Genomic DNA, 23,558 nt, shown 5'->3' with positions numbered 1-23,558 from the left:
CGTTCATGACCACTGCTCCAGCCCTCCAGCAGTCCCAGTACACCTCCGGGGATACCAGGCAGCCCACACCCGCCAACGGCGGCGTGCGCGACTGGATGGCCCTTGGACTGCTCATGTTCCCGGTCCTCCTGGTGGCCGTGGACAACACGGCGCTGACCTTTGCCTTGCCGGCCATCGCCCGCAGCCTGGACCCGTCGGGAGTGCAGCTGCTGTGGATCGTGGATGCCTACGCCCTGGTGCTGGCAGGCCTCCTGGTGGCCATGGGCAGCCTGGGCGACAGGATCGGTCGCCGCCGGCTGCTCCTCATCGGCACCACTGGCTTTGCCGCGGTGTCGGCCGCCACCGCGTTTGCTCCGAGCGCCGAATGGCTGATCGCTGGGCGCTCTGCACTCGGCCTGTTCGGCGCGATGCTCATGCCATCCACGCTGTCCCTGATCCGCAACATTTTTCCGGATCCGGGCAGGCGGCGGCTGGCCGTTGCGGTGTGGGCGGCCGGCTTCTCCGGCGGCGCTGCGCTCGGCCCGATTTTCGGCGGCTGGCTCGTGGAACAGTTCTGGTGGGGCGCGGTGCTGCTCGTGGCGGTGCCCATCATGCTGCCGCTGCTTGTCCTCGGCCCCTCCTTCATTCCGGAGTCCAGGGACCCCAGCCCCGGCCGGGTGGACCTGCCGAGCATTGTCCTGTCGCTGCTGACCATGGTGCCGGCGGTCTACGGCATCAAGGAACTGGCCACGGAGGGCCCGGGGATGCGGCCGCTGGCCGTCATCGCGTTCGGCGCTGCCATGGGGCTCCTCTTCGTCCGGCGCCAGCACCGGCTGGCATCGCCACTTCTGGACATGTCCCTGTTCAAGAACCGCGTGTTCAGCACGGCAATCACGGCAAACGTGCTCGCACTGTTCTCCTTCAACGGCTTCATCCTGTTCCTCGCACAGCACCTGCAGCTGCTCGAAGGGATGTCACCGTCGGCGTCGGGGACCGCGATGCTCCCCGCCCTGACCGCCACGGTGCTGGCGGGCCTTCTTGTGGTGCCGCTCGTGCGGAAGGTCCGGCCCGGCTTCGTGGTGGCCGGCGGACTGTCGTTAAGCGCGGCCGGCTACAGCATCGTGGCCTTCGGCAATCATTCGGCCGGACCGGCCCTGCTGCTGGGAGCCCTGCTCGTCCTTGCCCTAGGGGTGGGAGCCGCCGAAACCATCTCCAACGACATGATCCTGGGCGCCGTCCCGCCGGAGAAGTCCGGGGCGGCCGCTGCGATTTCCGAGACCGGCTATGAAATGGGATCCCTCCTGGGAACCGCTGTCCTGGGATCGATCCTGACGGCGTCGTACCAGCGGCACCTGTTGCTGCCCGACGCCGTTACGCACGCATCCCCGGCCGATTCCGCGGATCGGGCCCGGGAAACGCTCGCTGGCGCAATGGAGCTGGCGGGAACGCTGCCCGCGCCGCTGTCCGAGTCCCTGGCGGCAGCGGCCCGCGCGGCGTTCGACTCCGGCGTCCACATCACGGCGGCCATCGCGCTGGTGCTCATGGCCGGAGCGGCAGCCCTTGCCGCCGTCGTGCTGCGCAAAGTGCCGAAGGCCAAGTAGGCGTGCCGAAGGCCAAGTAGGGGTGCCGACGGCGGGAGACCGGCCGACGGCGGCCCGTCACCGCGGCTGCGGTGGCGGACCGCTGCAGCCAACTGGGTTCTCAGCTGCCTTCAACGAAGGCCTGCAGGGCGTCGAGCAGCCCCTCGGTCCCCTCCTTGCGTCCGGCCACCTGATCTTCCTCGGTGAAGTAGGCGCCCTGTTCCGTCAGTGTCAGCAGGGTTCCGTCGCCGTCGGCCTGGAGCTCCACCGTGCTGAGCGAAACAGACGTCCGCTTGCCGTCCAGCAGCATCTCGTAGGTGTAAACAATCCGTTCGTTCTCAGCGATGTCGTAGTAGCTGGCGTGCATCGTGGAAACGAAGCCGCCCTCTGGACCTCCGACGTCCGTTTCGCTGCCGCCTTCCCTGAAGTCCAGGCTTGATTCGCCCTGGCTCCATTCCGGCGGCCCGGCAAACCACTTCTTCTTGCTGGCAGGGTCCGAGAACGCTTCAAAAACGCGCGACGGCGGGGCATTGAGTTTGCGGGTCAAGGTAAAGCTGGCATGGGTGATAGGGGTGATCATGACGTACTCCTCGTGCTGTTTGTGGGTGGATCGTCTGAATCAAGGAACGACTCCAGCCGGTCGAGCCGGCGCTCTGCTGCGGTCCGGCGGGCACCGAGCCAACCTTCCGCGAAGCGGACAGTGGCCGGTTCGATGCTGCAGCTGCGTACCCTGCCGATCTTTTCTGTGCGCACCAGGCCGCTGCCCTCCAGGACCTGAAGGTGCTGCACAATTCCGGGCAGGCTCATGGCAAAGGGTCTGGCCAGCTCCGAGACCGACGCCGGCCCCTCGCACAAGCGGACCAGGATCGCCCTCCGCGTGGGGTCGGCGAGCGCCTGGAACACGGAGTCGAGGTCCGCGTCTGCCGTTGATGAATTGTTAAGCACGTACTTAAGTATTCTCCGAACGAGAGAGATGTCAAGGAATCAAGCGGACATGCGGACGGCCCCGGAGATACTCCGGGGCCGTCCGCATCTCGGCCGGCAGCGCTGCCTGCCGCCCGCCGTAGTTGGCTGCCTGGCTACTTGCTGTCAGGCTGCGTGACGCTCGCCGAGGCCTTCATGTTCTCGGCGCCGACCATCCAGGCGTACTGCTCGAGCTTCTCGATGAAGGCATGAAGCAGGTCCGCCGTGGTGGGGTCCTCCTCGTCCACCTCGTCATGAACCTTGCGCATCGTTCCGACGGCGGCTTCCAGCGCGGCCACGATGCGGTCGATCGCGTCCTTCGTATTGATGAGCCCCTGCGGGAACTCGGCAAGGCTCGTGGACTTCGCCACAGTCTCGCTCCGGCCGTCGGGCAGGGCGTGCAACGCCCGCATGCGCTCCGCCGTGTCATCCGCGAAGGCCCTTGCGGCGTCGACGATCTCGTCCAACTGGAGGTGGAGGTCCCTGAAGTTGGTTCCCACGATGTTCCAGTGCGCCTGCTTGCCCTGGATGTGCAGCTCGATCAGATCGGCCAGCACGGCCTGCATGTTGTTGGTCAGTGTCGGTGAAGCCTTCATGAATCCTCCTCGATTGGTCCAGTGGTTTCGACGCTACCGCAGGGGCACCACGCGCGGGGAGGACGCGTTGCAAATTTCACCATCAGCTTACTTAGTATCCGGACATAAATGAACGGTATTCACATAATCCTTGCCACGCGCCTCCTCGCCGTGCATACTAAATGAACGTCATTCATTTAGTGACGGTCGTCTCACTGGAGTAGTCATCATGATTGAAATCACCTGCCTCGATTCGCCCGCCTCGCCCGCCCGGACAACGCCGTCCACGCGCCCGGCCCTGCGGGTCGGCGTTGTGCAGCACCGCTGGCACAGCAACGCCGACGCCCTGCGCGCCGAACTCAACGACGGCATCGACCGTGCGGCCCGGCTCGGCGCCGCCGCGGTCTTCCTGCCGGAGCTCACCCTGTCCCGTTATCCGGCGGACCAGGTTCCGGACAATGACCTGAACAGGTCCGGACAAACCCGGCCGCGTCCCTCGGACAATGCCGAAGACTTGCTGACCGGCCCCACCTTCCGTTTCGCCGCCGAGGCTGCCCGCCGGAACGGCATCAGCGTCCATGCTTCGCTCTACCAGCGGGCCGGGAACCCGGACGGCACGGACGACGGCCTTGGCCTGAACACATCCATTCTGGTCTCCCCGGGCGGCGAGCTTCTGGCCCGGACGCACAAGCTCCACATCCCCGTGACTGCCGGCTACTACGAGGACCGGTTCTTCCGGCAAGGCCCGGCCGCCGAGGACGCCTACGAGGTCCACTCCCCCGTTGAACTCGGCGGCGCGCGGCTCGGCATGCCCACCTGCTGGGACGAGTGGTTCCCGGAGCTGGCCAGGATGTACTCGCTGGGCGGCGCCGAACTGCTCGTGTATCCGACGGCGATCGGTTCCGAGCCGCTCTTCCCGGACTTCGATACGCAGCCCCTGTGGCAGCAGGTCATCGTGGGCAACGGCATCGCAAACGGGCTGTTCATGGTGGTCCCCAACCGCTGGGGCCACGAGGGTGGCCTGAACTTCTACGGGTCCTCCTTCATCTCCGATCCCTACGGCCGGATTTTGGCCCAGGCGCCGCGCGATGAATCGGCAGTCCTCGTCGCAGACCTTGACCTGGACCAGCGGCGTGACTGGCTCACGCTGTTCCCCTTCCTGACCACCCGCCGTCCCGACACCTACGCCCGGCTCACTGAACCGGTCCGCCACGATGCACCGTTCGGGACTTCGCTCCCCAGCCGCTCGCTAACCTCAATCACCGGCAGCGAACCTGCGGAGGTGACGGCATGAGCAACTGGCGCATGCCCGCCGAGACGGCACGCCAGGAACGGCTCTGGATGGCGTTCCCCGCCGGCGGCTACACACTGGGCGACACAGCGGAAGAGGCCCACGCGGCGCGTTCGGTCTGGGCCACCGTCGCCAATGCCGCCGTCGAATTTGAGCCGGTCACCGTGGTGGTGGACCCGGCCGACGTCGGGACCGCCGCGCGCTACCTGGATCCGGCCGTTGAGGTGCTCACCGCCGAACTGAACGACGCCTGGATGCGCGACATCGGCCCCACTTTTGTGCTCGACGGCAGCGGCCGGCTGGGCGCCGTGGACTGGGTCTTCAACGGCTGGGGCGCGCAGGACTGGGCCCGGTGGGACAAGGACGCCCTCATCGCCGCCGAAGTGGCCGGCAGGTCGGGCGCCCGCCACCTCGTATCCAGACTGGTCAACGAAGGCGGCGGGATCCAGGTGGACGGCGAGGGAACCGTGCTGGTCACCGAAACCGTGCAGCTGGATCCGGGCCGTAACCCCGGCCTCGGCAAGGCCGAGATCGAAGCCGAGCTGGCCAGGACCATCGGCGCCACGCACGTGATCTGGGTTCCCCGCGGCCTGACGCGTGATTCGGAGCGGTTCGGCACACGAGGCCACGTGGACATCGTGGCCGCCATCCCGTCGCCCGGCACCCTGCTGGTCCATTCGCAACAGAATCCGGCCCATCCCGACTTCGCGGTCAGCCGCGAAATCATCAGTTTCCTGTCCTCCACCAGGGACGCCGCCGGGCGGGAGTGGAACATCATCGAAGTTCCGGCCCCGGAAACGCTCACGGATCCGGAAGGCTTCGTGGACTACAGCTACATCAACCATGTGGCGGTCAACGGCGGGGTCATCGCCTGCACCTTCGCCGACCCCAACGACGAGAAGGCCCTCCGCATCCTCGCGGACGCCTATCCCGGACGCCGCGTCGTGGGAATCGACGCCCGCGAGCTCTTCGCCCGCGGCGGCGGCATCCACTGCATCACCCAGCAGCAGCCCGCTGCCTCCTAGAACCAGCTGTATCCCAGAAAGGGTCAGTCATGAGCCAAACCACCCGCGCCGCCGCACCGGCCGGCGCCAGCACCTCGCACGGCATTACCGGAAAGGGACTGAAGGGCGGGCAGCTGGGCCTCCTCGCCGTCGTCGTCCTGGGCATTTCGACCATCGCGCCGGCCTACACGCTGACCAGCGCCCTAGGCCCCACCGTCAACGAGGCCGGGCTTCAGCTGCCGGTCATTTTCCTCATCGGCTTCATCCCCATGATCCTGGTATCCCTGGCCTACCGCGAGCTGAACGCGGACTCCCCGGACAGCGGCACCACGTTCACCTGGGTCACCAAGGCCTTCGGTCCGTGGGTCGGTTGGATGGGCGGCTGGGGGCTCCTGGCGGCCAACATCATTGTGCTGTCCAACCTCGCCGGCGTGGCCGTGGACTTCTTCTACCTTTTCCTCGCGCAGCTGACCGGGTCCCCCGAGCTGGCGGACCTAGCGGCGAACAAGCCGCTGAATGTTCTCACGTGCTTCGTCTTCGTCGCCCTGGCCGTGTGGGTCAGCTACCGGGGGCTGCACACCACCAAACTGGTGCAGTACGGGCTGGTGGGCTTCCAGCTGCTGGTCCTGGGCCTCTTCGTTGGCCTGGCCTTCGCCAACTGGTCCACGTCAGAGACCGCCATCCCGTTCAGCTGGGAGTGGTTCAACGTCACCAAGATCGAGACCTTCGGCCAGATCGCGGCCGGGATCTCGCTGTCCATCTTCGTCTACTGGGGCTGGGACGTGTGCCTGACCGTCAACGAGGAAACCGCCAACGGCAAGAAAACCGCAGGGCTGGCAGGGACGCTGACCGCCGTCGTCGTCCTCGGCATTTATCTGCTGGTGACCATCGCCACCATGATGTTCGCCGGCGTGGGCACCGAGGGCGTCGGGCTGAACAACGAGGAGAACCATGCGAACATCTTCACCGCGCTGGCCTCCCCTATCATGGGCCCGTTTGCCATCCTGATGTCCCTGGCCGTCCTGTCCAGCTCGGCAGCGTCGCTGCAGTCCACGTTCACCTCGCCGTCCCGCAGCCTTCTGGCCATGGCGCACTACGGTGCCCTGCCGAAGCCCTTCAGCCACATGAGCAAGAAGTTTGCGACGCCGGGCTTCGCCACCATCGTAGCGGGCGTCCTCTCAGCGGGGTTCTACGCGGTCATGCACGTGGTCAGCGAAAACGTCCTCAATGACACCATCCTCGCCCTCGGCCTGATGATCTGCTTCTACTACGGGCTGACGGCGTTCGCCTGCGCCTGGTACTTCCGCAACAGCGTCTTCAGCAACGCCCGCAATTTCACGCTGCGCCTGCTGTGCCCGTTGCTCGGCGGCGTCGGCCTGTTCGTCGTCTTCCTGCAGACCGCCGTGGACAGCTGGGCCCCGGAGTTCGGCAGCGGTTCGGAGATCTTCGGCGTGGGCCTCGTGTTCGTGCTCGGCATCGGCATCCTCGCCCTGGGAATCGTCTTCATGCTGGTCATGGCACGGCTGCGGCCCGGCTTCTTCCGCGGGGACACCATCCGCAAGGACACTCCGGCGCTGGTGGTTCCGGAATAGCAGCCGGTCCAGCAAGGCAGCGGTTCAGAAACCAGCACAGCGATGCCCCGCTTCCCGGTCTGCCGGGGGCGGGGCATTCGCTGTGCTAATCAGTGCGCCGGTCCAGGGACGCCTTTGTCTCGCGATGCCGGCATGTCACCAGTGGTGGGCAACGTCGATGACCAGACGGGAGCCTGAGCCCGGTCCGTCCAGGGTGAATACCTGGAACGGAAGCCGCGCGCGGACACCGAGCCCCAGGCTGGTGTAGCCCTCAAAGCTCCCTGCCCAGGCAACCTGCCGGAAGGTCTGGTAACCGGAAACGTTGGTCACCTCGGACCGGTTGGCCGGAATGAAGGTGGCCTTGCCGGTGGCATTGTCATACGCCGGTGAGTTGGCGGTGACCTGCAGGAACGCGCCGCCCCTCATTTTGATGGGCAGGCCGGAGCCGTCCTGGACCACCTTGGAGACGTAGCGGACGTTGTAGCCCTGGGCTTTTCCCTTGAGATCGATTACCAGCCGGTCGAAGCAGTAGTGCTGCCCCGTCCGTACATTGGATACGGATGCGGTGCTCATGGTCTGGTTGGACTCCGCCAACGAGCCCCAGACGAGTCCACAGTAAGAGGCTGCGGAGGCGGACCCCGGAGCCAGAAGGCCTAGTCCGACAGCCATAAGGATAGCTGTCAGCCAAGCATGAATCTTTTTCATTTTGGCCACCCCCTCGAGTGATTGGATAGCTCAAGCGTAGGAGCGCAGAACCCCCGAAACGAGGGATGTATCCGGTTCGGGGCGCAACCGTTAATCTCGCCCTAAGCCGATCACAGGACCGTGATTCCCGGGCTCTCTTTGGGGGCATCGAGAGTCGTTTGTGGCCATTCCTCCATTTGGCCGTTATCCCTCATAACGGCCGTTATCCGGCCGGAGACGCAACAGCCTTCTGGGTACCTAAAAAGGGCACAAAAAAGCGAGGCGCCAGCTATCCCTGATAGGACCGCCGGCGTCTCGCGGTAGCTTGCTGTAAAAGAAGGGTGCGCGCCTGGTGGCAGTATTAGCCTTCGCAGTCGCGGCAGTACTTCATGCCGTTCTTTTCGAGTGCCACCTGGGACCGGTGACGGACCAGGAAGCAGGAGGAGCAGGTGAATTCATCGGACTGCTCGGGAACAACAATGACCGTCAGTTCCTCGCCGGAAAGATCAGCGCCCGGAAGGTCGATGCCCTCGGCGGTGTCGTTCTCGTCGACGTCGATAACTGCGGTCTGTGCGCCGCCGCCACGGGACGCCTGGAGGGCCTCCAGGGATTCGGAAGGAGACTCTTCTTCTGTCTTGCGTGGGGCGTCGTAATCGGTAGCCATAGCGTGGTTCACTTTCGTTGCTGCGCAGCGCCATTTCAGGCACCTCAGTGAAGCAGTTTAGGTCATTAAGCAGCAGGTTGAGGAATAGTGTGTGCAACGAGACATTTGCCGGCGTGTCCGGGCTATTCCGCTCCCCCGCCGGCGGCGGTGTCGTGAGCCTTTCGCGCGTGGTCTCCCGCGACTGCAATCCCGCTCAGGGCAGGCAGCCAGGCCCAGCGTGTGACCTCCGAAAGGGCGTCTGTGGCCTGTTCCTCGGTGGCCGGAAGACGGGCGAGGAACAAGGCGTCTGCGACGCTGCCGCGCAGCCTCGCCAGCAGTGCTTTGGCCGGGGTCAATGTCGTGGTCATGGAGCAAAGGTAGGCGCCCCGTGTTGTGGCCACGTTTCGGCGGCGTCTCCGCCCGGTAAAACCGGCCGGGCTGGCGGGCCGCCGTCGCCGGTTCTAGCCTAGAATCTGCCGGTCACGTACATGGAACCGTCCACCGAACCGGATCAACCACCACTTCAAACAGTGCGGAGGCACCTGATGGCCACGAAGCTGAACCGCAAGGCATTGGAACACGCGCGCGACCTCGTCAAGAAAGGGAAGGTCGAGCGGGATGTCCGTGATGACTGGAGCGAGCACGCCCCCTCGACGGAGGACGAAAACTCGTTCATCGACAAGCACGGGTTTGCCGAGTTTTCGAAGTGGCACCTCGGGATCGACCGCGAGCAGTCAGACGGCACCAAGGGAAGCGTGAGCTTCCCGTTCGGCGACTTCAAGAAAGTGCACCGCTGCGCCGTCATTTCCTTGGAGAGCCGGGCAGCGCAGCACGATCACGAGGACATCCGCAAGGCGGCCAAGGATTTGCTGGAGGAGATTGACGCGGACTAGCGCTGCAGGCAGGTCCCGGCCGCTGTGGAGCCCCCTGTCGGATTCGAACCGACGACCCCCGCTTTACAAGAGCGGTGCTCTGGCCAACTGAGCTAAGGAGGCGCGCCCGTTAGGGCTGGCGCCGCGAAGGCGCTAGATAAGGTTAGCCCAAGGACGGCCTGCTGGTAAAAACGGCGATGGCCCGGTTCCCGGAAGAATCCGGGACCCGGGCCATCAGCCCAATCGGCAGGCCGCCGGCGGTTAGGCCTTGGCCTTGATTGCCGCCTCGACGAAGGCCGGGAATTCGGTCTGCGCGCTGTCGCCCTTGCCCCACTGCTTGCCGTCCACCATGACGGTCGGTGTACCGGTCACGCCAATGATGGACGCTTCCTGCGTGGCGTACTTTACCCACGGACGGTAGGTCTTCTCGTCGATGCACGTGTCGATGCTCTTGGCGCCGACTTCCGTGGCCATCTTCTTCAGCTCGTCGTCGGACAGGCCCGCGCCGCCTTCAGCCGGCTGTTTGTCAAACAGTGCGTTCACGAAATCCGCGTACTTCTCCGGGGACTCATTCACGACACACGCCGCGGCGTTGGCTGCACGGGAGGAGTAGTTGGTGGTGGAGCGGCTGTCCAGGAAGCCCAGGGGCCGGTATTCCACGGTGATCTTGCCCTCGTTGCGGAGCGTCGTCAGGGTCTCGTTGTACTGGGCTTCGAAGTTCTTGCACACGGGACAGATGAAGTCGACGTACAGCACCACCTTCACCGGTTTGCCGGCTTCGGCATCCGCGCCAGGAGCCTTCACCGTGGCGGGAGGAGTTGCAGGCGCCTCCGGAAGGTCGGCGATGTTCACCGTGGCGGGATCGGACTTTGCTACCTCTGAGCCCTTCAGCAGGGTGACGCCGCCATGGACGTTGGCGCTGGCAGGAGTCGGGCCCTGGTCCGCCACGGGAGCGTTGTTCTTGAGGCTGGTGCTGACCACGAGTGCCACGACGGCGAGGATGGCAACCACTGCAACGACGATGCCCCAGCCGATCAGCAGCTTGTTCCGCTTGTCCTTCTTCAGCTGCTCCTCGCGGATCTGGCGGGCTTTCTCGCGGGCCTCTGCCGTGCGTTCTGCTTTGGACTTGCGGGGTTCGTTTGCGGGGCTCATTAGTTCCTCGTGTCGATCGGACAGGTGCGGACCACCCAGGGGCAACTCTCCCATTTTAGGGGGAAGCCCCAGAGCTTGCGCTTTCAAGTATTCCTTCAGCGTGCCCAACGGACGAATAGCACGGAAGATTCCAGCCCGTTAGGGTTGATTGAGAGTCACAAGCAACCCCAGGGGGCCGCAATGCAACGACCTGACCACGATTATTCCGACACTATGACGGAAAACGGGGCGGCGTCGGGCGAACACTCCGACGCTGCGAAATACGATTTCATGGTGGTGTCCAACCGCCTGCCCGTGGACCGCTGCGCAGCGGGCGAACCGGGCGACGACGGGTCCGGCTGGCGCCGGTCACCCGGCGGCCTGGTGACCGCCCTTGCGCCGATGATGACCAAGACCGACGGCGCCTGGGTCGGCTGGCACGGCGCTCCGGACGAGACGGTCGAGCCGTTCAGCCACGGCAGCATGGACCTTGTCCCCGTGCAGCTCAGCACGGATGACGTTGAGCTGTATTACGAAGGATTCTCCAACGCCACCCTGTGGCCGCTGTACCACGACGTCATTGCGCCGCCGGAGTTTCACCGGACCTGGTGGGAGGCCTACCGCAGTGTCAACAGGAGGTTCGCCGACGCCGTCGTCCGCCACGCCGACCACGGCGCCACGGTCTGGGTCCAGGACTACCAGCTCCAGCTGGTGCCCCGGATGCTGCGGGAAGCGCGTCCGGACCTGCGGATCGGTTTCTTCAACCACATCCCCTTCCCCCCGCCGGAGATCTTCGCCCAGCTCCCGTGGCGCCACGCCATCATCGACGGACTGCTGGGTGCAGACCTGGTGGGATTCCAGCGCAGCAGCGACGCCGGCAACTTCATGCGCTCGGCCAGGCGTTTCCTCGGCGCCAGCGTCAAGCAGCAGCAGGTCCACGTCAAGGGCGCCAACGGCGACATCACGCATATCGCCCGCGCCCAGGCCTTCCCCATCTCCATCGACGTCCAGCAGATCAGCGAACTGGCCCGGAAACCGGAGATCATTGAACGGGCACGCCAGATCCGGCAGGACCTCGGCAATCCCAAGACCATCCTGCTGGGCGTGGACCGGCTCGACTACACCAAGGGAATCCGCCACCGCCTCAAGGCCTACGAAGAGCTCCTCAACGAGGGCAAACTCAAGGTCGGCGACGCCACCCTGATCCAGGTCGCCAGCCCCAGCCGCGAGCGCGTCGAACAGTACCGCCTGCTGCGCGAGGAAGTGGAAGGCACGGTAGGCCACATCAACGGCACGTACGACACCATTCAGAACACCGCGGTCCGCTACCTTCACCACAGCTACCCCATCGAAGAAATGGTGGCGCTGTACCTGGCCGCGGACGTCATGCTGGTCACCGCCCTCCGCGACGGGATGAACCTCGTGGCAAAGGAATACGTCACCGCCAGGACCAACAACGACGGCGCCCTGGTCCTCAGCGAATTCGCCGGTGCGGCGGATCAGCTCAAGCAGGCGCTGCTGATGAATCCGCACGACATCGACGGCCTCAAGGACACTGTCATGCGGGCCGTCAGAATGTCCGCCAAGGAGTCGGCACGCCGCATGCGCTCCATGCGCAAGCAGATCCTGGACCACGACGTCGACTACTGGTCCGCCGAGTTCCTGCACGCCCTCAACGAAAAGGTGGTCCGCGATGACTCATGAGGCAAACCGCTCCGGCACGGGCGAAACCTGGCTTTCGCTTCCACCCGAACTGTTGGACGCCGTGCGGCGCATCGCTGGCACCGAACATCTGCTGGTCGCCATGGACTTCGACGGCACCATCTCACCCCTCGTGGACCACGCCGGGGACGCGCGCCCTCTTCCGCGTTCCGCGGCAGCTTTTGCCGAGCTCGCGACCCTTCCGAGGACGACGACGGCACTCATCTCCGGCAGGGCGCTCGACAGCCTTCGCGCGGTCGCCTCGCCCCCGGAAGAGACGCTGCTGATCGGCAGCCACGGGGCCGAAGCCTGGCTGGGCCCCGGCTCGGCCCCGCTCACGCTCGACGTCGATCAGCGGGAACTCCTGGCCGAGGTCCGCAGCGTCCTGGCAGAGATCGCCGACCTCGCCCCGGGCACGGTCCTGGAAGACAAGCCCGCGGGCGTCGTCCTCCACACGCGGCTTGCGCAGGACGACGTGGCAGAGGACGCCGTCTCCGCGGCGCGGGCCGCGCTGCAGGACCGCAAGGGGGTCTTCCTCAAGAACGGCAAGAGAGTCCTTGAAACCTCCGTGGTCCACGCGTCCAAGGGGGAGGGCGTTGACTTCCTCCGGCAGGCCACGGGGGCCACGGGCGTCCTCTTCGCCGGCGACGACACCACTGACGAGGACGCCCTGGCCCGCCTGGGCCGGCACGACGTCGGGGTCAAAGTGGGGCTCGACTTCACTCAGGCGGAGTTCCGCGTGGAGGCACCCGTGCACGTCGCCGAACTGCTGGAGGCCCTGCTGCGGGAACGCCGGAAGGCCGTGGAACCGGCGTCCTGATACGCCGCGCCGCCGCCCCTGCCGGGCGGGCCTGTGGGGGATCTCATATGTGACTCCCGTAACATTTGCACCGATTCAAGATAAATCTGACATACTCTAGGTGTGATGTGGCGCACAGGAACCGTGCGGCGTCACTCGATACTCCTCGGCTTCGGCCGGGGAGTACATAAAGCAGTACATAACTGAATTACATGAACCATTCATAACGGATCGTCCGGCACGTACCTGCCGGTGAAGGGATTGATAACTGTGGCAACAGTTACTTTTGATAACGCTACGCGTCTGTACCCGGGCACAGAAAAGCCCGCTGTTGACAAGCTCAACATCGAAATCGCCGACGGCGAATTCTTGGTCCTCGTAGGACCCTCCGGTTGCGGTAAGTCCACTTCCCTGCGCATGCTCGCAGGCCTGGAAGATGTGAACGCCGGCCGTATCCTCATTGGCGACCGCGATGTCACCGACGTTCCGCCGAAGGACCGCGACATCGCCATGGTTTTCCAGAACTACGCCCTGTACCCCCACATGACCGTGGCGGACAACATGGGCTTCGCCCTGAAGATCGCAGGCGTCAGCAAGGAAGAGCGCGCCGAGCGAGTCCGTGAAGCTGCCAAGCTCCTGGACCTCGAGCCGTACCTGGACCGCAAGCCGAAGGCACTCTCCGGCGGTCAGCGCCAGCGTGTTGCCATGGGCCGTGCAATCGTGCGTAACCCGCAGGTCTTCCTCATGGATGAGCCGCTCTCCAACCTGGACGCCAAGCTCCGTGTCCAGACCCGCACGCAGATTGCCTCCCTGACGCGCCGTCTGGGTGTCACCACCGTGTACGTGACCCACGACCAGGTCGAAGCAATGACCATGGGTGACCGCGTTGCAGTGCTCAAGGACGGCCTCCTGATGCAGGTGGACACCCCCCGCAACCTGTACGACCGCCCGAAGAACGTCTTCGTTGCCGGCTTCATCGGCTCCCCCGCCATGAACCTGCTCGAACTTCCGGTCGTCGACGGCGGCGTCCAGTTCGGCGGCACCGTCTACCCGGTGCCGCGCAACGTCCTCGAAGAGGCCCACGGTAAGACCGTCACCCTTGGCTCACGCCCCGAGGACCTGGAAACAGCTCCCCAGGGAGAGGGCCTGCAGGTTGAGGTCGACGTCGTCGAAGAGCTGGGCGCCGACGCCTACGTCTACGGCCACACCACGCTTGACGGCAAGACCCACGACATCGTGGCACGCGTCGACGGCCGCCGTCCCCCGATGAAGGGCGAGTCCATCTGGGTCCGTCCGCAGTCCGGCCACGTACACCTGTTCGACAGCAAGACCGGCTTGCGCCTGGGCGACTAGTCCCCACCGGCTCCCTACCCTCGCTCCGCTTCGGCCAGGGAACCCTGCCGGCGTGGGCCCACCCACCGGCTCCGCAACCGACGGCGGCCCTTCTCAACCGGAAGGGCCGCCGCCGGCCGTTAAGCACCGGCTGCCTGCCTCCTTTTAGGCACGCCGCCCCAACGTACGGAAGAATTGACCCATGACCGAGGAATACAGCGCCCAGTGGCATGACGAACCCACCGATTACGGGCAGATCGGCAAACTGCCGCGGTTCGAACCCGCCAGCGCCAATGACGAAAAAGCGTCCTCGGTCGCCAGTTCCCTGAACATCACGGCCGCCGCCGCCGATCCGGAACTGCTCGATCTTCCGTGGCACATCGCGCTCGAAGACTGGCCAGCGGAGAACCTCGCCGCGCTCCCCCGCGGCATCTCGAGGCACATCGTCCGCTTCGCACACCTCGGCGGGTCCGTCATCGCCATCAAGGAAACGTCCGAACACGTGGCCCGCCACGAGTACCACATGCTCCGCAAGCTGGCCCGGCTGGACGTTCCCTGCGTAGAGCCCGTGGCCGTCATCACCGGGCGCACCACGCCCGACGGCCGGCCGCTGAACCCGGTGCTGGTCACGCGCCACCTGAAGTTCTCCATGCCGTACCGTGCACTCTTCTCCCAGATGCTGCGCAAGGACACCCTGACCAGGCTCATCGACGCCCAGGCGCTGCTGATGGTGCGGCTGCACCTGATCGGCTTCTACTGGGGCGACGTCTCGCTGTCCAACACGCTGTTCCGCCGCGATGCCGGCGCCTTCGCCGCCTACCTCGTGGATGCCGAAACCGGCGAACTCTATCCCGACCTCTCCACCGGCCAGCGCGAATACGACCTCGAGATTGCCCGCGTCAACATCGCCGGCGAGCTCATGGACCTCCTGGACGGCGGCCTGATCGAGGAGAAGGTGGACCCGGTGGCCACCAGCGAACTCATCATGGAAAGCTACCGCCGCCTCTGGACGGAACTGACCGAGAAGGAATCGTTCGAGCTCGGCGAACGCTGGCGCGTGGGTGCCCGTATCCGGCGCCTCAACGAGCTGGGCTTCGACGTCGAGGAATACGCCATCAAGACCACCCAGAACGGCACCACCATCCAGCTCCAGCCGAAGGTCGTGGACGCGGGCCACCACATGCGGCGCCTGCTGCGACTGACCGGCCTGGATGCCCAGGAGAACCAGGCCCGCCGCCTGCTCAATGACATGGACTCGTTCCGCGCGGACAACAATCCCGAGATGGACGAGGAGTACAGCGCGCACCTCTGGGTGAGCCAGATCTTCGAACCGATCGTCCGCTCGATCCCCCGCGACCTGTCCGGCAAGCTCGAACCCGCCGAGGCGGTGCACGAGGTGCTCGAACACCGCTGGTACATGTCCGAAAAACAGGAACGCCACATCCCGCTGGCGGAAGCCGTCCAGTCCTACATCGATTCCATCCTGCGCCACCGCCGCGACGAGGCCGCCATCATGCTGAACCCGGACACCGGGCTGCTGAAGATCCTGGAAGTGGAAACCGAGGAATCACGGTACGGCGCCGACGAATCCATCGACGAGTACCCCGACTCCGACGACTGAGGCACCGCCCTCAGGGCTCCAGCGACGCCGCCAGTCCGGCGAGCACCGGCTCGCGGCCGAGTTCGATGTGTGAGTAGGCGAGCGAATAGGCCAGATCGGCCTTTCCGCCGAGGATGGCCTTGCACAGTTCCATGTGCTCGTCGCGCTGGAGCTCGTTGCTGCGGTTATGGGCCAGGCCGAAGATCCAGCGCATGCGGCCGAACAGCGGTTTGACTGAGTCAATGAGCAGCCGGTTGCCCGAGAGCTGGACGATCTCGGCATGGAATTCCGCACTGAGGCGAACCACGTCGTCGGTACGGTCGTCGTCGATCGCCTGCCGGGTTTCGTCCAGGAGTTCCTGCAGGCGGCCGCCCGGCTGGCCCGCGGAAACGCGGATGGCGGCCATGCGGGCCGCGAAGGTTTCCAGGCACAGCCGGACGTCGAAGAGTTCATTGACGTCGGTGAGGGTCAGCTGCCGTACGACGGCACCCCTCCGGGGGAACGTCTCCACGAACCCGTCCTGCTCGAGGCGCTGGATGGCCTCCCGCACGGGGATCCTCGAAACGTTGTAAACCTCGGACAGCTCACGTTCGCGCAGCCGCATGCCCTGCGCGTATTTTCCGGCCACGATCCCCTCGAGGACCAGCTGGTAGACCTGTTCGGCGCGGGCTTCGTCATCGCGGCCGTTCAGCGTCTCAGGCATCGGCTTGGCCACTCTCCCATTCCCATCTGTGCAGTCGCCCCAGGAGCCGGGCGGGCCTTGCCGCTCAGCGTTCCTCCCGAGCATACACGGGCGGAAACAGCTCACCGGAAGTCCGGCGGGACGCGTCCCGCAGCGAGTAGGCGGAGCGCATTTTGTCAAAGAGTTCCTGGCCCCTGCTGCGCCAGAAGCCGAGGTTCACGCCGTCGATCTTCCCGTCCTGCATGATGGTCCTCCCGGCCACCACTGACAGCACCGCCTGGCGGGCCGTGCCGTTCAGCAGGAGGGTGCGGAAGGGATCATCACGGACGCCGTCCCGGACATCGTCGAGCGAAAAAGCCACCATGTCCGCCTGCGCGCCGGGCTCAAGCCGTCCCAGGTCCGGACGCCGCAGCGCCCGGGCTCCTCCCAGCGTGGCGGCATCGAAGTATCCGGCAACGTCCCCGGCGCCGGTGTCCCCGGCCAGGATCTTGGCCAGTTGCACTCCGGCGTCGATGCCGCGGATCAGGTCCGGCGGAAAGGAATCCGTGCCCAGGGCGATGTTGACGCCGGCGGCCTTGTAGGCCGCGAATGAGTCCAGCGTGCTGCCGTAGCGCATGGAGGTCAGCGGGCAGTGGACGATGCTGGCTCCGGAGTCCGCCAGCCGGGCGAGGTCGCCGCGGTCCTCGCCATGGACTGCAGGGTTCCGGTCCGTGTACGTGGCGTGCGGAATGAGGAGCCGCCCGTTGAGCAGGCCCACCTGGTCGATGAGCTCCAACGGGGTGACGCCGTGCCCGTCCATGATGAGCCGACGCTCCAACAGGCCCTGCAGGGAATGCAGCCGGACCAGGACATTCCGCTCCACCGAGACTTGTGCGGTGGCTTTGAGCAGCTCCAGCCCAAGGGTCTCGATCCGGCAGGGAAGGAGGACACCTTCCACCAAGGGGTCGGCAAGCCCGCGGACGTGGTCCAGGAACGCCACGGCGCCGGCGAATCCGGCGGCTCCCTTGCCGTCGTCGAACAGGCCTGAGCGTTCGCCGTTGAGTATGGCAGTTTGAGTTGGTACCGCTTTCGCAGTCTGTTTGGGACCCACCTGACGGCTCGCCGGAAGATGAATCGCAGTTTGAGCTGAGCCCACCCCACCGTTGATTTCATCAAAGTGTTTTTCCGACGATGGAAGGCAGTGATGGGGTTGCGAGTGGAGTTATTCGCACGGATACGTCGGGACGCCCGGGTCAAAGGATGGTCGATCCGCTCGCTTGCCAGGGAGCACCGTGTCTCACGCAGGACGGTTCGGCAGGCCCTGGCAGCGGCTGAACCCCCTGCACGGAGGGTTTCCGCCCGCTCTTCCCCGAAGTTGGATCGGTACAGGTCTCTGATCGATCAGATGCTTACGGTTGATCTTGATGCTCCGCGGAAGCAGCGTCACACTGCCCAACGTGTCTTTGACCGATTGGTTGACGAACACCAGGCGGTGATCTCATATTCGACGGTGCGCCAGTATGTGAAGGCCCGCCGGGTGGAGATCGCATTCGAGGCCGGGAGAGCGCCCTTGGAGGTCTTTGTCCCCCAGGAACACGCCCCCGGCGCGGAGGCCGAGGTTGATTTCGGTGATGTCTGGACCGACATCGACGGGGTCCGGACCCGCTGCTACATGTTCGCCCTCCGGCTATCCCACTCCGGGAAGTCCGTACACCGAGTCTTTCCCAGCTGCGGGCAGGAGGCATTCCTGGAAGGCCATATCGAGGCTTTTGAGGCACTCGGTGTGTCCCGGTGAAGCATATCCGTTATGACAACCTCACCAGTGCGGTCACGAAAGTCATCTATGGCGCCGGCCGCCAGAGGGTGGAGAACGAGCGGTGGGTCCTGTTCGGCTCGCACTATGGTTTCGATGCCTTCTATTGCGAACCGGGAATCAAAGGCGCCCACGAGAAGGGCGGAGTGGAAGGGGAAGTGGGCCGATTCCGCCGGAACTTCCTGACCCCGGTGCCGGCGGTAGCGTCCCTGCTGGAGCTCAACGAGAAGCTCCGGGTCTGGGACGAGGCCGAAGACCGGCGCCGGATCTCTCAACGCATCCGCACCATTGGCCAGGACTTCGCCGTCGAACAGCCCTTGCTGTCTCGCTTGCCGGCCGAGGACTTCGATCCCGGCCTGATCCTCACACCCAGGGTGGACAGATCATCCCTGGTTACCATCCGGTCCACGAAGTATTCCGTCCCGGTACGGTTCATCAACCGCAAAGTCCGGGTCTCCCTGCGCGCTACCGAGGTGCGGATCTTCGATGGCAGGACCCTGATCGCCTCACACCCTAGGAGCGTGGCCAGAGGCGGGCAATGCGTGCAGCTCGACCACTATCTGGAAGTGCTCAGGATAAAACCCGGCGCCTTGCCCGGGTCCACCGCCCTTGCCCAGGCCCGGGAATCGGGTGAGTTCACACCCGCCCACGACGCCTTCTGGGCCGCAGCGAGAAGGACAGACGGCGACGCCGACGCCACCCGGCAACTCATCGACGTGCTCCTGCTGCACCGGACGATGGATGCCCGGGACGTTATCGACGGGATCGGCGCGGCCCTGGGGATCGGTGCCGTCAGCGCTGATGTCGTTGCGGTCGAAGCCAGGCGGGTCGCCGCCGAAAGGTCCGCCCCGGGGTGGGTCCGGCCCGATTGCCATCCCGGCGCAAAAGCCGATGTCCTCGAGCACCGCGTTCTCAGTCTCACCGACCCCGCAGCCGTCATCGCCGGCCTCCCGCCGGACAAACGCCCCCTGCCCTCGGTGGCCGGCTACGACGAGTTGCTTAAACACCGTGCCAAGTCATCACCCACCGCGCCAGTCAAGGAGCAGGTTTCATGAGTCCCACCGCACCCGTTGTTGTATCCCAGACCCTTCGACGCCGACGCGGTCTGACCGAACAAGCCGCCGTGGCGGCCGTTGATCAGGCCTGCCGGCGGCTGCGCCTGCCCACCATCAGGGCCGTCCTGGACGAAGCCCTGGCCGTGGCAGGGAAAGAACAACTCTCCTACCAGGGATTCCTCGCCGAAATACTGCTCGCAGAGTGTGATGACCGGGACCGGCGGTCCTCGCTCCGACGCGTGAAATCAGCGAACTTCCCTCGGGACAAATGGCTCGGCGACTTCGACTACGACGCGAACCCGAACATCAACCAAGCAACCATCAACACCCTCGCCACCGGAGACTGGATCCGCAAAGGCCAGCCCCTCTGCCTCATCGGGGACTCCGGAACCGGCAAATCCCACCTGCTCATCGGCCTCGGAACAGCTGCCGCGGAGAAAGGCTTCCGGGTCCGCTATATTCTCGCCACCCGCCTCGTGAACGAACTCGTCGAAGCAGAGGACGAGAAAGTCCTTGCAAAGACCATCGCCCGCTACGGCCGGGTCGACCTGCTGTGCATCGATGAGCTCGGCTACATGGAACTGGACAAACGGGGCGCTGAACTCCTCTTCCAGGTCCTCACCGAACGGGAAGAAAAAGCTTCGGTCGCGATCGCCACCAACGAATCATTCTCCGGCTGGACGAAGACCTTCACCGACCCCCGCCTCTGCGCAGCGATCGTGGACAGGCTCACCTTCAAAGGCACCATCATCGAAACCGGTACCGACTCCTACTACCAACAACACACCGACGGCATCGCCCTGTCCGGAGCAGGCACTAACAAATAGCCAGCCAAAGGCGAAGGAAGCGCTTACCTGTCGGCGAGCTTTTGTAGGACCTTGACGGGGGGCTTGGGCGTGGGGCGACGCAGATCTACTTACACGCCGATCTGGAACTAAAGGAGAAGGCGCTGGCCAGAACCAAACCGCCCAACGGGCGAGCAGGCCGATACCAGCCCCCCGACAGCCTCATCGCCTGGCTCGAAGCGCTCTGATTATGCCGACCTCGCCAGCACGAGACCCCTGCACCGCAAAGGATCCCGCGGCCACATCGGCATAATCCGAAGGTCGGCATAATGGATGATGCACGTCTGCACCGTTGTGAGCGGCCAGACATTCGTCACGACTTCGGGCAGGCCCTTGAGCCCGTCGCAGACCAGGAAGAACGTGTCTTTGACGCCGCGGTTCTTGATGTCGGTGAGCACGCTCATCCAGAACTTCGCGCCCTCCCCACCGGTCCCGGCCCAGAGTCCGAGGATGTCCTTCTCGCCCTCCAGGGTGACACCGATCGCGGCGTAAATCGGGCGGTTGGCGACCTGCCCGTCCCGGACCTTGACGACAATGGCGTCGATGAAGATCGCCGCGTAGACCTCATCCAGGGGCCGGTTCTGCCACGCCGCCATCTCCTCGAGCACCCGGTCGGTGATCCGCGAGACCGTCTCCGTGGAGACGGAGGCACCATAGATCTCGGCGAAGTGCGCGCTGATTTCCCCGGTCGTCAGGCCCTTCGCATAGAGCGAGAGGACCATCTCATCAACCCCTGAGCGCGGTCTCGATCACGGTCTTGGTCAGCTGCTTGAGCAGACCGTCAGGACCGGTCAGGGACAGGCCCTGCTCCTTGGCCATTCGGACCAGTTCGCGGGCAGCGTCGGCCTCGGTTATTTCTGTCTTCTTTTCAGCGGTTTTCGTACTCGGCACAGCCTCAAGTGTTGCGGCCATATCGGGCTCCTCCCCGCCAGGCTTACCGCCCGGCGTGTCGAGCCGGATACACCGTTATTTCCACAGTCCCGAATCCTCGGCTGCGGTGCTCCCAGAACGGACCCGCACCCGCCCCACTGTGGGGCGAAGGGTGGACGTGCTGTGGGGTGTTCACCGGCTCCGTCAGTGCGGCGCTGCAGGTTTCATCCCGGATGTAGGTGAATTGGTGGCGGTCCAGTTGGGCGTAGGTGACGCCGGTGAGGGACTCTCCGTTTTGCCAGGTTGTTCACGGGTCGATGAATGCGGTTTCTACTCCGGCGGGGTTGCAAAAGTCGGCCTTTGCGTCGGCGGTGAATTCGGCGCGTTGTCGCACCGCGGATATATTCCGGTTCGTTTCTATGGTTCCGAGCGTCTTTTTTCGTGGATCGTTCCGCAGGGGACGCAAGGGTCTACCTCGAGGGTGTAATTGGCGGTGTCGTGTTGGGTGACGAGTATTCCGTGCCTGCGTTCCAGGGCAGCGGGTATCAGTTGGTTGACGGCGTCGGCGAGCTGGTCGTCTCTGCTGTGGGTCTCGCTGACGGCGATGTCGAGGCGGGACGGTGCGGTTTCGTGCATGGGGGTGTCCTGTCTGGGGCGGGCTTCGCAACTGCGGGTCAGATCTGCGGGGACCGTGTTGACGTGTTGGTGCGGAAGGCGAGGATGCCGCCTTGGTTGGTGAACATGGACCGGCCCTTTCCGCCGAATTGGATCAGCCAGAGCGTCTTGCCGTCGTGGGTGACGCCGTCGGCGAGTCCGCGGGCGATTTCCTGGCTGTCCTTGCTGAGCTTGATCTCGTCGCGGGTCCGGATCCTTGTCCAGTCGCGGACGTATTCGTCGGTTGTCACGGTCCTCTTCTCCGTTAGGTAGCGCATGGTGCGGGGTTCCTTTTTGCGCAGCGGCGTTGCGGCAGCAGGGCAGGCCCAGTCCACGACACGAGTACGGAAATGCCAACTCAAGTGAGACGGCTGGCCCCGGATCCGTCTCAATTCACCTGGCAAAACCCCAGGTCGGCGTTGCCAACTTAACTGAGACCGGACAGCGAGGCCTGGGTCTGACGGCCCATCGATGGCGCTACTTGAGTCGGCTGGCTTGATCGAGTTCTTGAATCTGCCCGAATGGCACGGCAGGGGTGAGCGACACGGTGAAGCGGGCATAGTCCTGTCGGGTGACCAGGATGCCGTAGGGAAGGTCTTGGAGTTCCTGTTGGGCCGCTGCCACGGCATGGTCGAGCTGGGCGTCCCTGTCTACGCGGCTATTAACGAAGAGGTCAGCGATGATTTTTTGCACAGTGTCTCCTTGTTTGGCAGTGGATTAGTGGACGCGGAGTCTGCCGCCAGCGGCTACGGCACACGTCTGGGTCTTTCCTCTGGCGGGGACGTTCCCTGCCGGGTCGTGTGGAGTCGATCTATCCTCCCGTCAGCCGCCAGATCTCTGCCCCTTCGAGGCGCGCCTTCATCCGGGCTGTCCGTATCCCCTGCGGACCGGTGGTAGATCGCAGCGGCTCAGGGCGGAGATTGACCAGCTTGCTTCATGCGACTCCGCCGGGCCCATCCGGATCAGGTCAACGCCGCTGTTAAAAGCATTCGGTGGGCATGACATTGGTTCGACGGCCAGGCCGATCCGGCTGGGGTCGTGGGGTTTGTCGGCCGTGTGCACCTGTAACCATGGCCATTGGCTGTCCCACGAGAGTTCGACTCCGGAGCCGGAGGGATCGAACAGTTGCACCCTGGCGCGATCGTCCTCATCCCGGGAGATCCCGGTATAGGCGTGGTCGAGCTGTATGTCCCCTAGCTCCCGCTCGCACCGAAAATCATACGGTTGTCCTTCCACCGGTACTACCTCTCCCGGAATCATCCGTTCGCTGCTCACCAGCATGACCTCGGCGGCGGGGATGCGCACCGACCACTCGTCAAGCGGCGCATCTCCTGCCACTAGATAAGGGTGCGGACAGACACCGTAGGGGGCCGTGCCGGTACCCTGGTTTGTTGATCGCACCGTACCGTGAAGTCCTCCTTCATCAACCCTGTAATGGACTTCGATATAGAGGTTGAAGGGGTAGGCATCACTATGTTTGACCTCGTAGCCCATGGATAAGGAATCCTCCGTCACCTCAAGGGTTTTCCAGTTCTTATTGAAAACCAGGCCGTGCAGGGCGGCGCCGTTGGCGAGATCATTTAGGGGCAGGCGCAGCTGGCGTCCCTCAGCGCTGTACTTTCCCTCGACAACCCTGTTGGGCCAGGGAGCACAGATTACTCCACGAAAGTCGGGGATCTCACCGTTCTCGCCGAATGGCACGACGAGGTTCCTCCCTCGATGCCGCAACTGCCGGAGAGCCCCTCCCCGGGTCGTGACGAGGGCCTCGTACTGGCCCCATCGGATTTCGAAGTCCGTATCGGACACATCTCTCCCAATGACAAATTAGTAGTGTAAAAGTGCCAGTGTTTCCGGCAGGCCTTGCCCCGTTACCCGCGCGGCCATGCGTCGGTATCACTGCCGATGAGTTCTCGCCTTCGTGACAGGATGCTCGAT

23 protein-coding genes, 1 tRNA gene and 2 pseudogenes are annotated in these 23,558 nt (G+C 64.7%); 11 read left to right on the top strand and 15 right to left on the bottom strand.

The genetic code is table 11. The annotated features are described in order from the left end of the window. Positions 1 to 5: 5 nt before the first annotated feature. A complete protein-coding gene (locus J7I89_RS04160) occupies positions 6 to 1,580 on the top strand; it encodes an MFS transporter (RefSeq protein ID WP_214967551.1) in 1,575 nt (524 codons plus the stop codon). 100 nt (positions 1,581 to 1,680) lie between these two features. Here the strand turns inward: J7I89_RS04160 and J7I89_RS04155 are convergent, their stop codons facing one another. From J7I89_RS04155 to J7I89_RS04145, 3 genes are all read right to left on the bottom strand, one after another. Then, complete coding sequence (locus tag J7I89_RS04155) at positions 1,681 to 2,139, bottom strand: SRPBCC family protein (RefSeq protein ID WP_214967550.1); 459 nt, start codon at positions 2,137 to 2,139, stop codon at positions 1,681 to 1,683. Further along, positions 2,136 to 2,504, bottom strand: coding sequence for a helix-turn-helix transcriptional regulator (locus J7I89_RS04150; RefSeq protein ID WP_214967548.1), 369 nt, complete (start codon positions 2,502 to 2,504; stop codon positions 2,136 to 2,138). The genes J7I89_RS04155 and J7I89_RS04150 overlap by 4 nt, the downstream gene beginning before the upstream one ends. A gap of 134 nt (positions 2,505 to 2,638) precedes the next feature. Next, on the bottom strand, positions 2,639 to 3,118 hold the full coding sequence (locus J7I89_RS04145; RefSeq protein WP_214967546.1) for a Dps family protein: 480 nt from the start codon (positions 3,116 to 3,118) through the stop codon (positions 2,639 to 2,641). Between the two features lie 208 nt (positions 3,119 to 3,326). Between J7I89_RS04145 and J7I89_RS04140 the strand changes: the two genes are divergently transcribed. The 3 genes from J7I89_RS04140 to J7I89_RS04130 are packed head-to-tail and all read left to right on the top strand — an operon-like array spanning position 3,327 to position 6,984. Next, entirely contained in the window at positions 3,327 to 4,391 is a 1,065-nt protein-coding gene (locus J7I89_RS04140) for a nitrilase-related carbon-nitrogen hydrolase (RefSeq protein ID WP_214967544.1), read from the top strand. Then, the gene (locus J7I89_RS04135; protein ID WP_214967542.1) at positions 4,388 to 5,413 is read left to right on the top strand and encodes an agmatine/peptidylarginine deiminase; all 1,026 of its coding nucleotides are present in this window, start codon (positions 4,388 to 4,390) and stop codon (positions 5,411 to 5,413) included. The genes J7I89_RS04140 and J7I89_RS04135 overlap by 4 nt, the downstream gene beginning before the upstream one ends. Before the next feature lie 29 nt (positions 5,414 to 5,442). After that, a complete protein-coding gene (locus tag J7I89_RS04130) occupies positions 5,443 to 6,984 on the top strand; it encodes an APC family permease (RefSeq protein ID WP_214967540.1) in 1,542 nt (513 codons plus the stop codon). Between the two features lie 135 nt (positions 6,985 to 7,119). On the opposite strand, the gene J7I89_RS04125 is transcribed toward J7I89_RS04130, so the two are convergent. The 3 genes from J7I89_RS04125 to J7I89_RS04115 all read right to left on the bottom strand — a co-directional run bounded on the left by J7I89_RS04125 (position 7,120) and on the right by J7I89_RS04115 (position 8,658). Beyond that, positions 7,120 to 7,668, bottom strand: coding sequence for a hypothetical protein (locus J7I89_RS04125; RefSeq protein WP_214967538.1), 549 nt, complete (start codon positions 7,666 to 7,668; stop codon positions 7,120 to 7,122). 340 nt (positions 7,669 to 8,008) lie between these two features. Next, positions 8,009 to 8,311, bottom strand: a complete 303-nt coding sequence (locus J7I89_RS04120) for a DUF4193 domain-containing protein (RefSeq protein ID WP_214967537.1) — start codon at positions 8,309 to 8,311, stop codon at positions 8,009 to 8,011. A 122-nt stretch (positions 8,312 to 8,433) separates the two neighbouring features. Next, positions 8,434 to 8,658: a hypothetical protein gene (locus J7I89_RS04115; protein ID WP_251044907.1), complete on the bottom strand. Its 225-nt coding sequence runs from the start codon at positions 8,656 to 8,658 to the stop codon at positions 8,434 to 8,436. Positions 8,659 to 8,835: 177 nt separating this feature from the next. Here J7I89_RS04115 and J7I89_RS04110 point away from each other — a divergent pair, with 177 nt between their 5' ends. Then, a complete protein-coding gene (locus tag J7I89_RS04110) occupies positions 8,836 to 9,183 on the top strand; it encodes a hypothetical protein (RefSeq protein WP_214967535.1) in 348 nt (115 codons plus the stop codon). Positions 9,184 to 9,208: 25 nt separating this feature from the next. Here the strand turns inward: J7I89_RS04110 and J7I89_RS04105 are convergent. After that, a tRNA-Thr gene (locus tag J7I89_RS04105) sits at positions 9,209 to 9,285 on the bottom strand. A gap of 138 nt (positions 9,286 to 9,423) precedes the next feature. After that, positions 9,424 to 10,314 carry a DsbA family protein gene (locus J7I89_RS04100; protein ID WP_214967533.1) on the bottom strand — a complete coding sequence of 297 codons (891 nt, stop codon included), beginning with the start codon at positions 10,312 to 10,314 and terminating at the stop codon, positions 9,424 to 9,426. A gap of 213 nt (positions 10,315 to 10,527) precedes the next feature. On the opposite strand from J7I89_RS04100, the gene J7I89_RS04095 reads away from it, so the two are divergent. From J7I89_RS04095 to J7I89_RS04080, 4 genes are all read left to right on the top strand, one after another. After that, positions 10,528 to 11,997, top strand: coding sequence for a trehalose-6-phosphate synthase (locus J7I89_RS04095; protein WP_214967531.1), 1,470 nt, complete (start codon positions 10,528 to 10,530; stop codon positions 11,995 to 11,997). Beyond that, positions 11,987 to 12,814 carry a trehalose-phosphatase gene (otsB, locus tag J7I89_RS04090; RefSeq protein WP_214967530.1) on the top strand — a complete coding sequence of 276 codons (828 nt, stop codon included), beginning with the start codon at positions 11,987 to 11,989 and terminating at the stop codon, positions 12,812 to 12,814. Before J7I89_RS04095 ends, otsB begins: the two co-directional genes overlap by 11 nt. Positions 12,815 to 13,063: 249 nt before the next feature. After that, the gene (locus J7I89_RS04085; RefSeq protein WP_214967528.1) at positions 13,064 to 14,146 is read left to right on the top strand and encodes an ABC transporter ATP-binding protein; all 1,083 of its coding nucleotides are present in this window, start codon (positions 13,064 to 13,066) and stop codon (positions 14,144 to 14,146) included. 181 nt (positions 14,147 to 14,327) lie between these two features. Continuing rightward, a complete protein-coding gene (locus tag J7I89_RS04080) occupies positions 14,328 to 15,746 on the top strand; it encodes a DUF4032 domain-containing protein (RefSeq protein WP_214967526.1) in 1,419 nt (472 codons plus the stop codon). A 10-nt stretch (positions 15,747 to 15,756) separates the two neighbouring features. Here J7I89_RS04080 and J7I89_RS04075 read toward each other — a convergent pair whose 3' ends face one another. Both J7I89_RS04075 and J7I89_RS04070 read right to left on the bottom strand, forming a co-directional pair. Then, positions 15,757 to 16,428, bottom strand: coding sequence for a GntR family transcriptional regulator (locus J7I89_RS04075; protein WP_251044906.1), 672 nt, complete (start codon positions 16,426 to 16,428; stop codon positions 15,757 to 15,759). Positions 16,429 to 16,492: 64 nt separating this feature from the next. Further along, positions 16,493 to 17,497, bottom strand: a complete 1,005-nt coding sequence (locus J7I89_RS04070; RefSeq protein ID WP_308159801.1) for an amidohydrolase family protein — start codon at positions 17,495 to 17,497, stop codon at positions 16,493 to 16,495. Between the two features lie 93 nt (positions 17,498 to 17,590). Here J7I89_RS04070 and istA point away from each other — a divergent pair. After that, positions 17,591 to 19,254 (top strand): annotated as a pseudogene (gene istA / locus J7I89_RS04065) (IS21 family transposase). Beyond that, positions 19,251 to 20,081, top strand: a complete 831-nt coding sequence (gene istB, locus J7I89_RS04060; protein WP_214967522.1) for an IS21-like element helper ATPase IstB — start codon at positions 19,251 to 19,253, stop codon at positions 20,079 to 20,081. Before istA ends, istB begins: the two are co-directional and overlap by 4 nt. Before the next feature lie 287 nt (positions 20,082 to 20,368). Here the strand turns inward: istB and J7I89_RS04055 are convergent. The 5 genes and pseudogenes from J7I89_RS04055 to J7I89_RS04035 all read right to left on the bottom strand — a co-directional run. Then, positions 20,369 to 21,011: pseudogene (locus tag J7I89_RS04055) on the bottom strand (transposase); the annotation flags it as partial. A 375-nt stretch (positions 21,012 to 21,386) separates the two neighbouring features. Continuing rightward, positions 21,387 to 21,605, bottom strand: a complete 219-nt coding sequence (locus J7I89_RS04050; protein WP_214967520.1) for a hypothetical protein — start codon at positions 21,603 to 21,605, stop codon at positions 21,387 to 21,389. A gap of 38 nt (positions 21,606 to 21,643) precedes the next feature. Continuing rightward, positions 21,644 to 21,901, bottom strand: a complete 258-nt coding sequence (locus tag J7I89_RS04045) for a hypothetical protein (RefSeq protein WP_214967518.1) — start codon at positions 21,899 to 21,901, stop codon at positions 21,644 to 21,646. A 199-nt stretch (positions 21,902 to 22,100) separates the two neighbouring features. Continuing rightward, entirely contained in the window at positions 22,101 to 22,316 is a 216-nt protein-coding gene (locus J7I89_RS04040; protein ID WP_251044905.1) for a hypothetical protein, read from the bottom strand. Between the two features lie 165 nt (positions 22,317 to 22,481). Continuing rightward, positions 22,482 to 23,429 (bottom strand): aldose 1-epimerase family protein, encoded by a 948-nt coding sequence (locus J7I89_RS04035; protein ID WP_214967517.1) that lies wholly within the window; start codon positions 23,427 to 23,429, stop codon positions 22,482 to 22,484. Positions 23,430 to 23,558 lie beyond the last annotated feature (129 nt).

Origin of the sequence: Arthrobacter sp. ISL-5, assembly GCF_018613835.1 — a bacterium.
In the GTDB taxonomy this organism is placed as follows: domain Bacteria; phylum Actinomycetota; class Actinomycetes; order Actinomycetales; family Micrococcaceae; genus Arthrobacter.
Note: the sequence above shows the minus strand (reverse complement) of the source record. Positions and strands in the feature narration are given on the sequence as shown.

Bases quoted from the DNA above. Each gene is read 5' to 3' on its own strand.
- J7I89_RS04160 (WP_214967551.1), top strand. From the start codon at position 6: ATGACCACTGCTCCAGCCCTCCAGCAGTCCCAGTACACCTCCGGGGAT.
- J7I89_RS04155 (WP_214967550.1), bottom strand. From the start codon at position 2,139: ATGATCACCCCTATCACCCATGCCAGCTTTACCTTGACCCGCAAACTC.
- J7I89_RS04145 (WP_214967546.1), bottom strand. From the start codon at position 3,118: ATGAAGGCTTCACCGACACTGACCAACAACATGCAGGCCGTGCTGGCC.
- J7I89_RS04140 (WP_214967544.1), top strand. From the start codon at position 3,327: ATGATTGAAATCACCTGCCTCGATTCGCCCGCCTCGCCCGCCCGGACA.
- J7I89_RS04135 (WP_214967542.1), top strand. From the start codon at position 4,388: ATGAGCAACTGGCGCATGCCCGCCGAGACGGCACGCCAGGAACGGCTC.
- J7I89_RS04130 (WP_214967540.1), top strand. From the start codon at position 5,443: ATGAGCCAAACCACCCGCGCCGCCGCACCGGCCGGCGCCAGCACCTCG.
- J7I89_RS04125 (WP_214967538.1), bottom strand. From the start codon at position 7,668: ATGAAAAAGATTCATGCTTGGCTGACAGCTATCCTTATGGCTGTCGGA.
- J7I89_RS04120 (WP_214967537.1), bottom strand. From the start codon at position 8,311: ATGGCTACCGATTACGACGCCCCACGCAAGACAGAAGAAGAGTCTCCT.
- J7I89_RS04115 (WP_251044907.1), bottom strand. From the start codon at position 8,658: ATGACCACGACATTGACCCCGGCCAAAGCACTGCTGGCGAGGCTGCGC.
- J7I89_RS04110 (WP_214967535.1), top strand. From the start codon at position 8,836: ATGGCCACGAAGCTGAACCGCAAGGCATTGGAACACGCGCGCGACCTC.
- J7I89_RS04100 (WP_214967533.1), bottom strand. From the start codon at position 10,314: ATGAGCCCCGCAAACGAACCCCGCAAGTCCAAAGCAGAACGCACGGCA.
- J7I89_RS04095 (WP_214967531.1), top strand. From the start codon at position 10,528: ATGACGGAAAACGGGGCGGCGTCGGGCGAACACTCCGACGCTGCGAAA.
- otsB (WP_214967530.1), top strand. From the start codon at position 11,987: ATGACTCATGAGGCAAACCGCTCCGGCACGGGCGAAACCTGGCTTTCG.
- J7I89_RS04080 (WP_214967526.1), top strand. From the start codon at position 14,328: ATGACCGAGGAATACAGCGCCCAGTGGCATGACGAACCCACCGATTAC.
- J7I89_RS04075 (WP_251044906.1), bottom strand. From the start codon at position 16,428: ATGCCTGAGACGCTGAACGGCCGCGATGACGAAGCCCGCGCCGAACAG.
- istB (WP_214967522.1), top strand. From the start codon at position 19,251: ATGAGTCCCACCGCACCCGTTGTTGTATCCCAGACCCTTCGACGCCGA.
- J7I89_RS04050 (WP_214967520.1), bottom strand. From the start codon at position 21,605: ATGCACGAAACCGCACCGTCCCGCCTCGACATCGCCGTCAGCGAGACC.
- J7I89_RS04045 (WP_214967518.1), bottom strand. From the start codon at position 21,901: ATGCGCTACCTAACGGAGAAGAGGACCGTGACAACCGACGAATACGTC.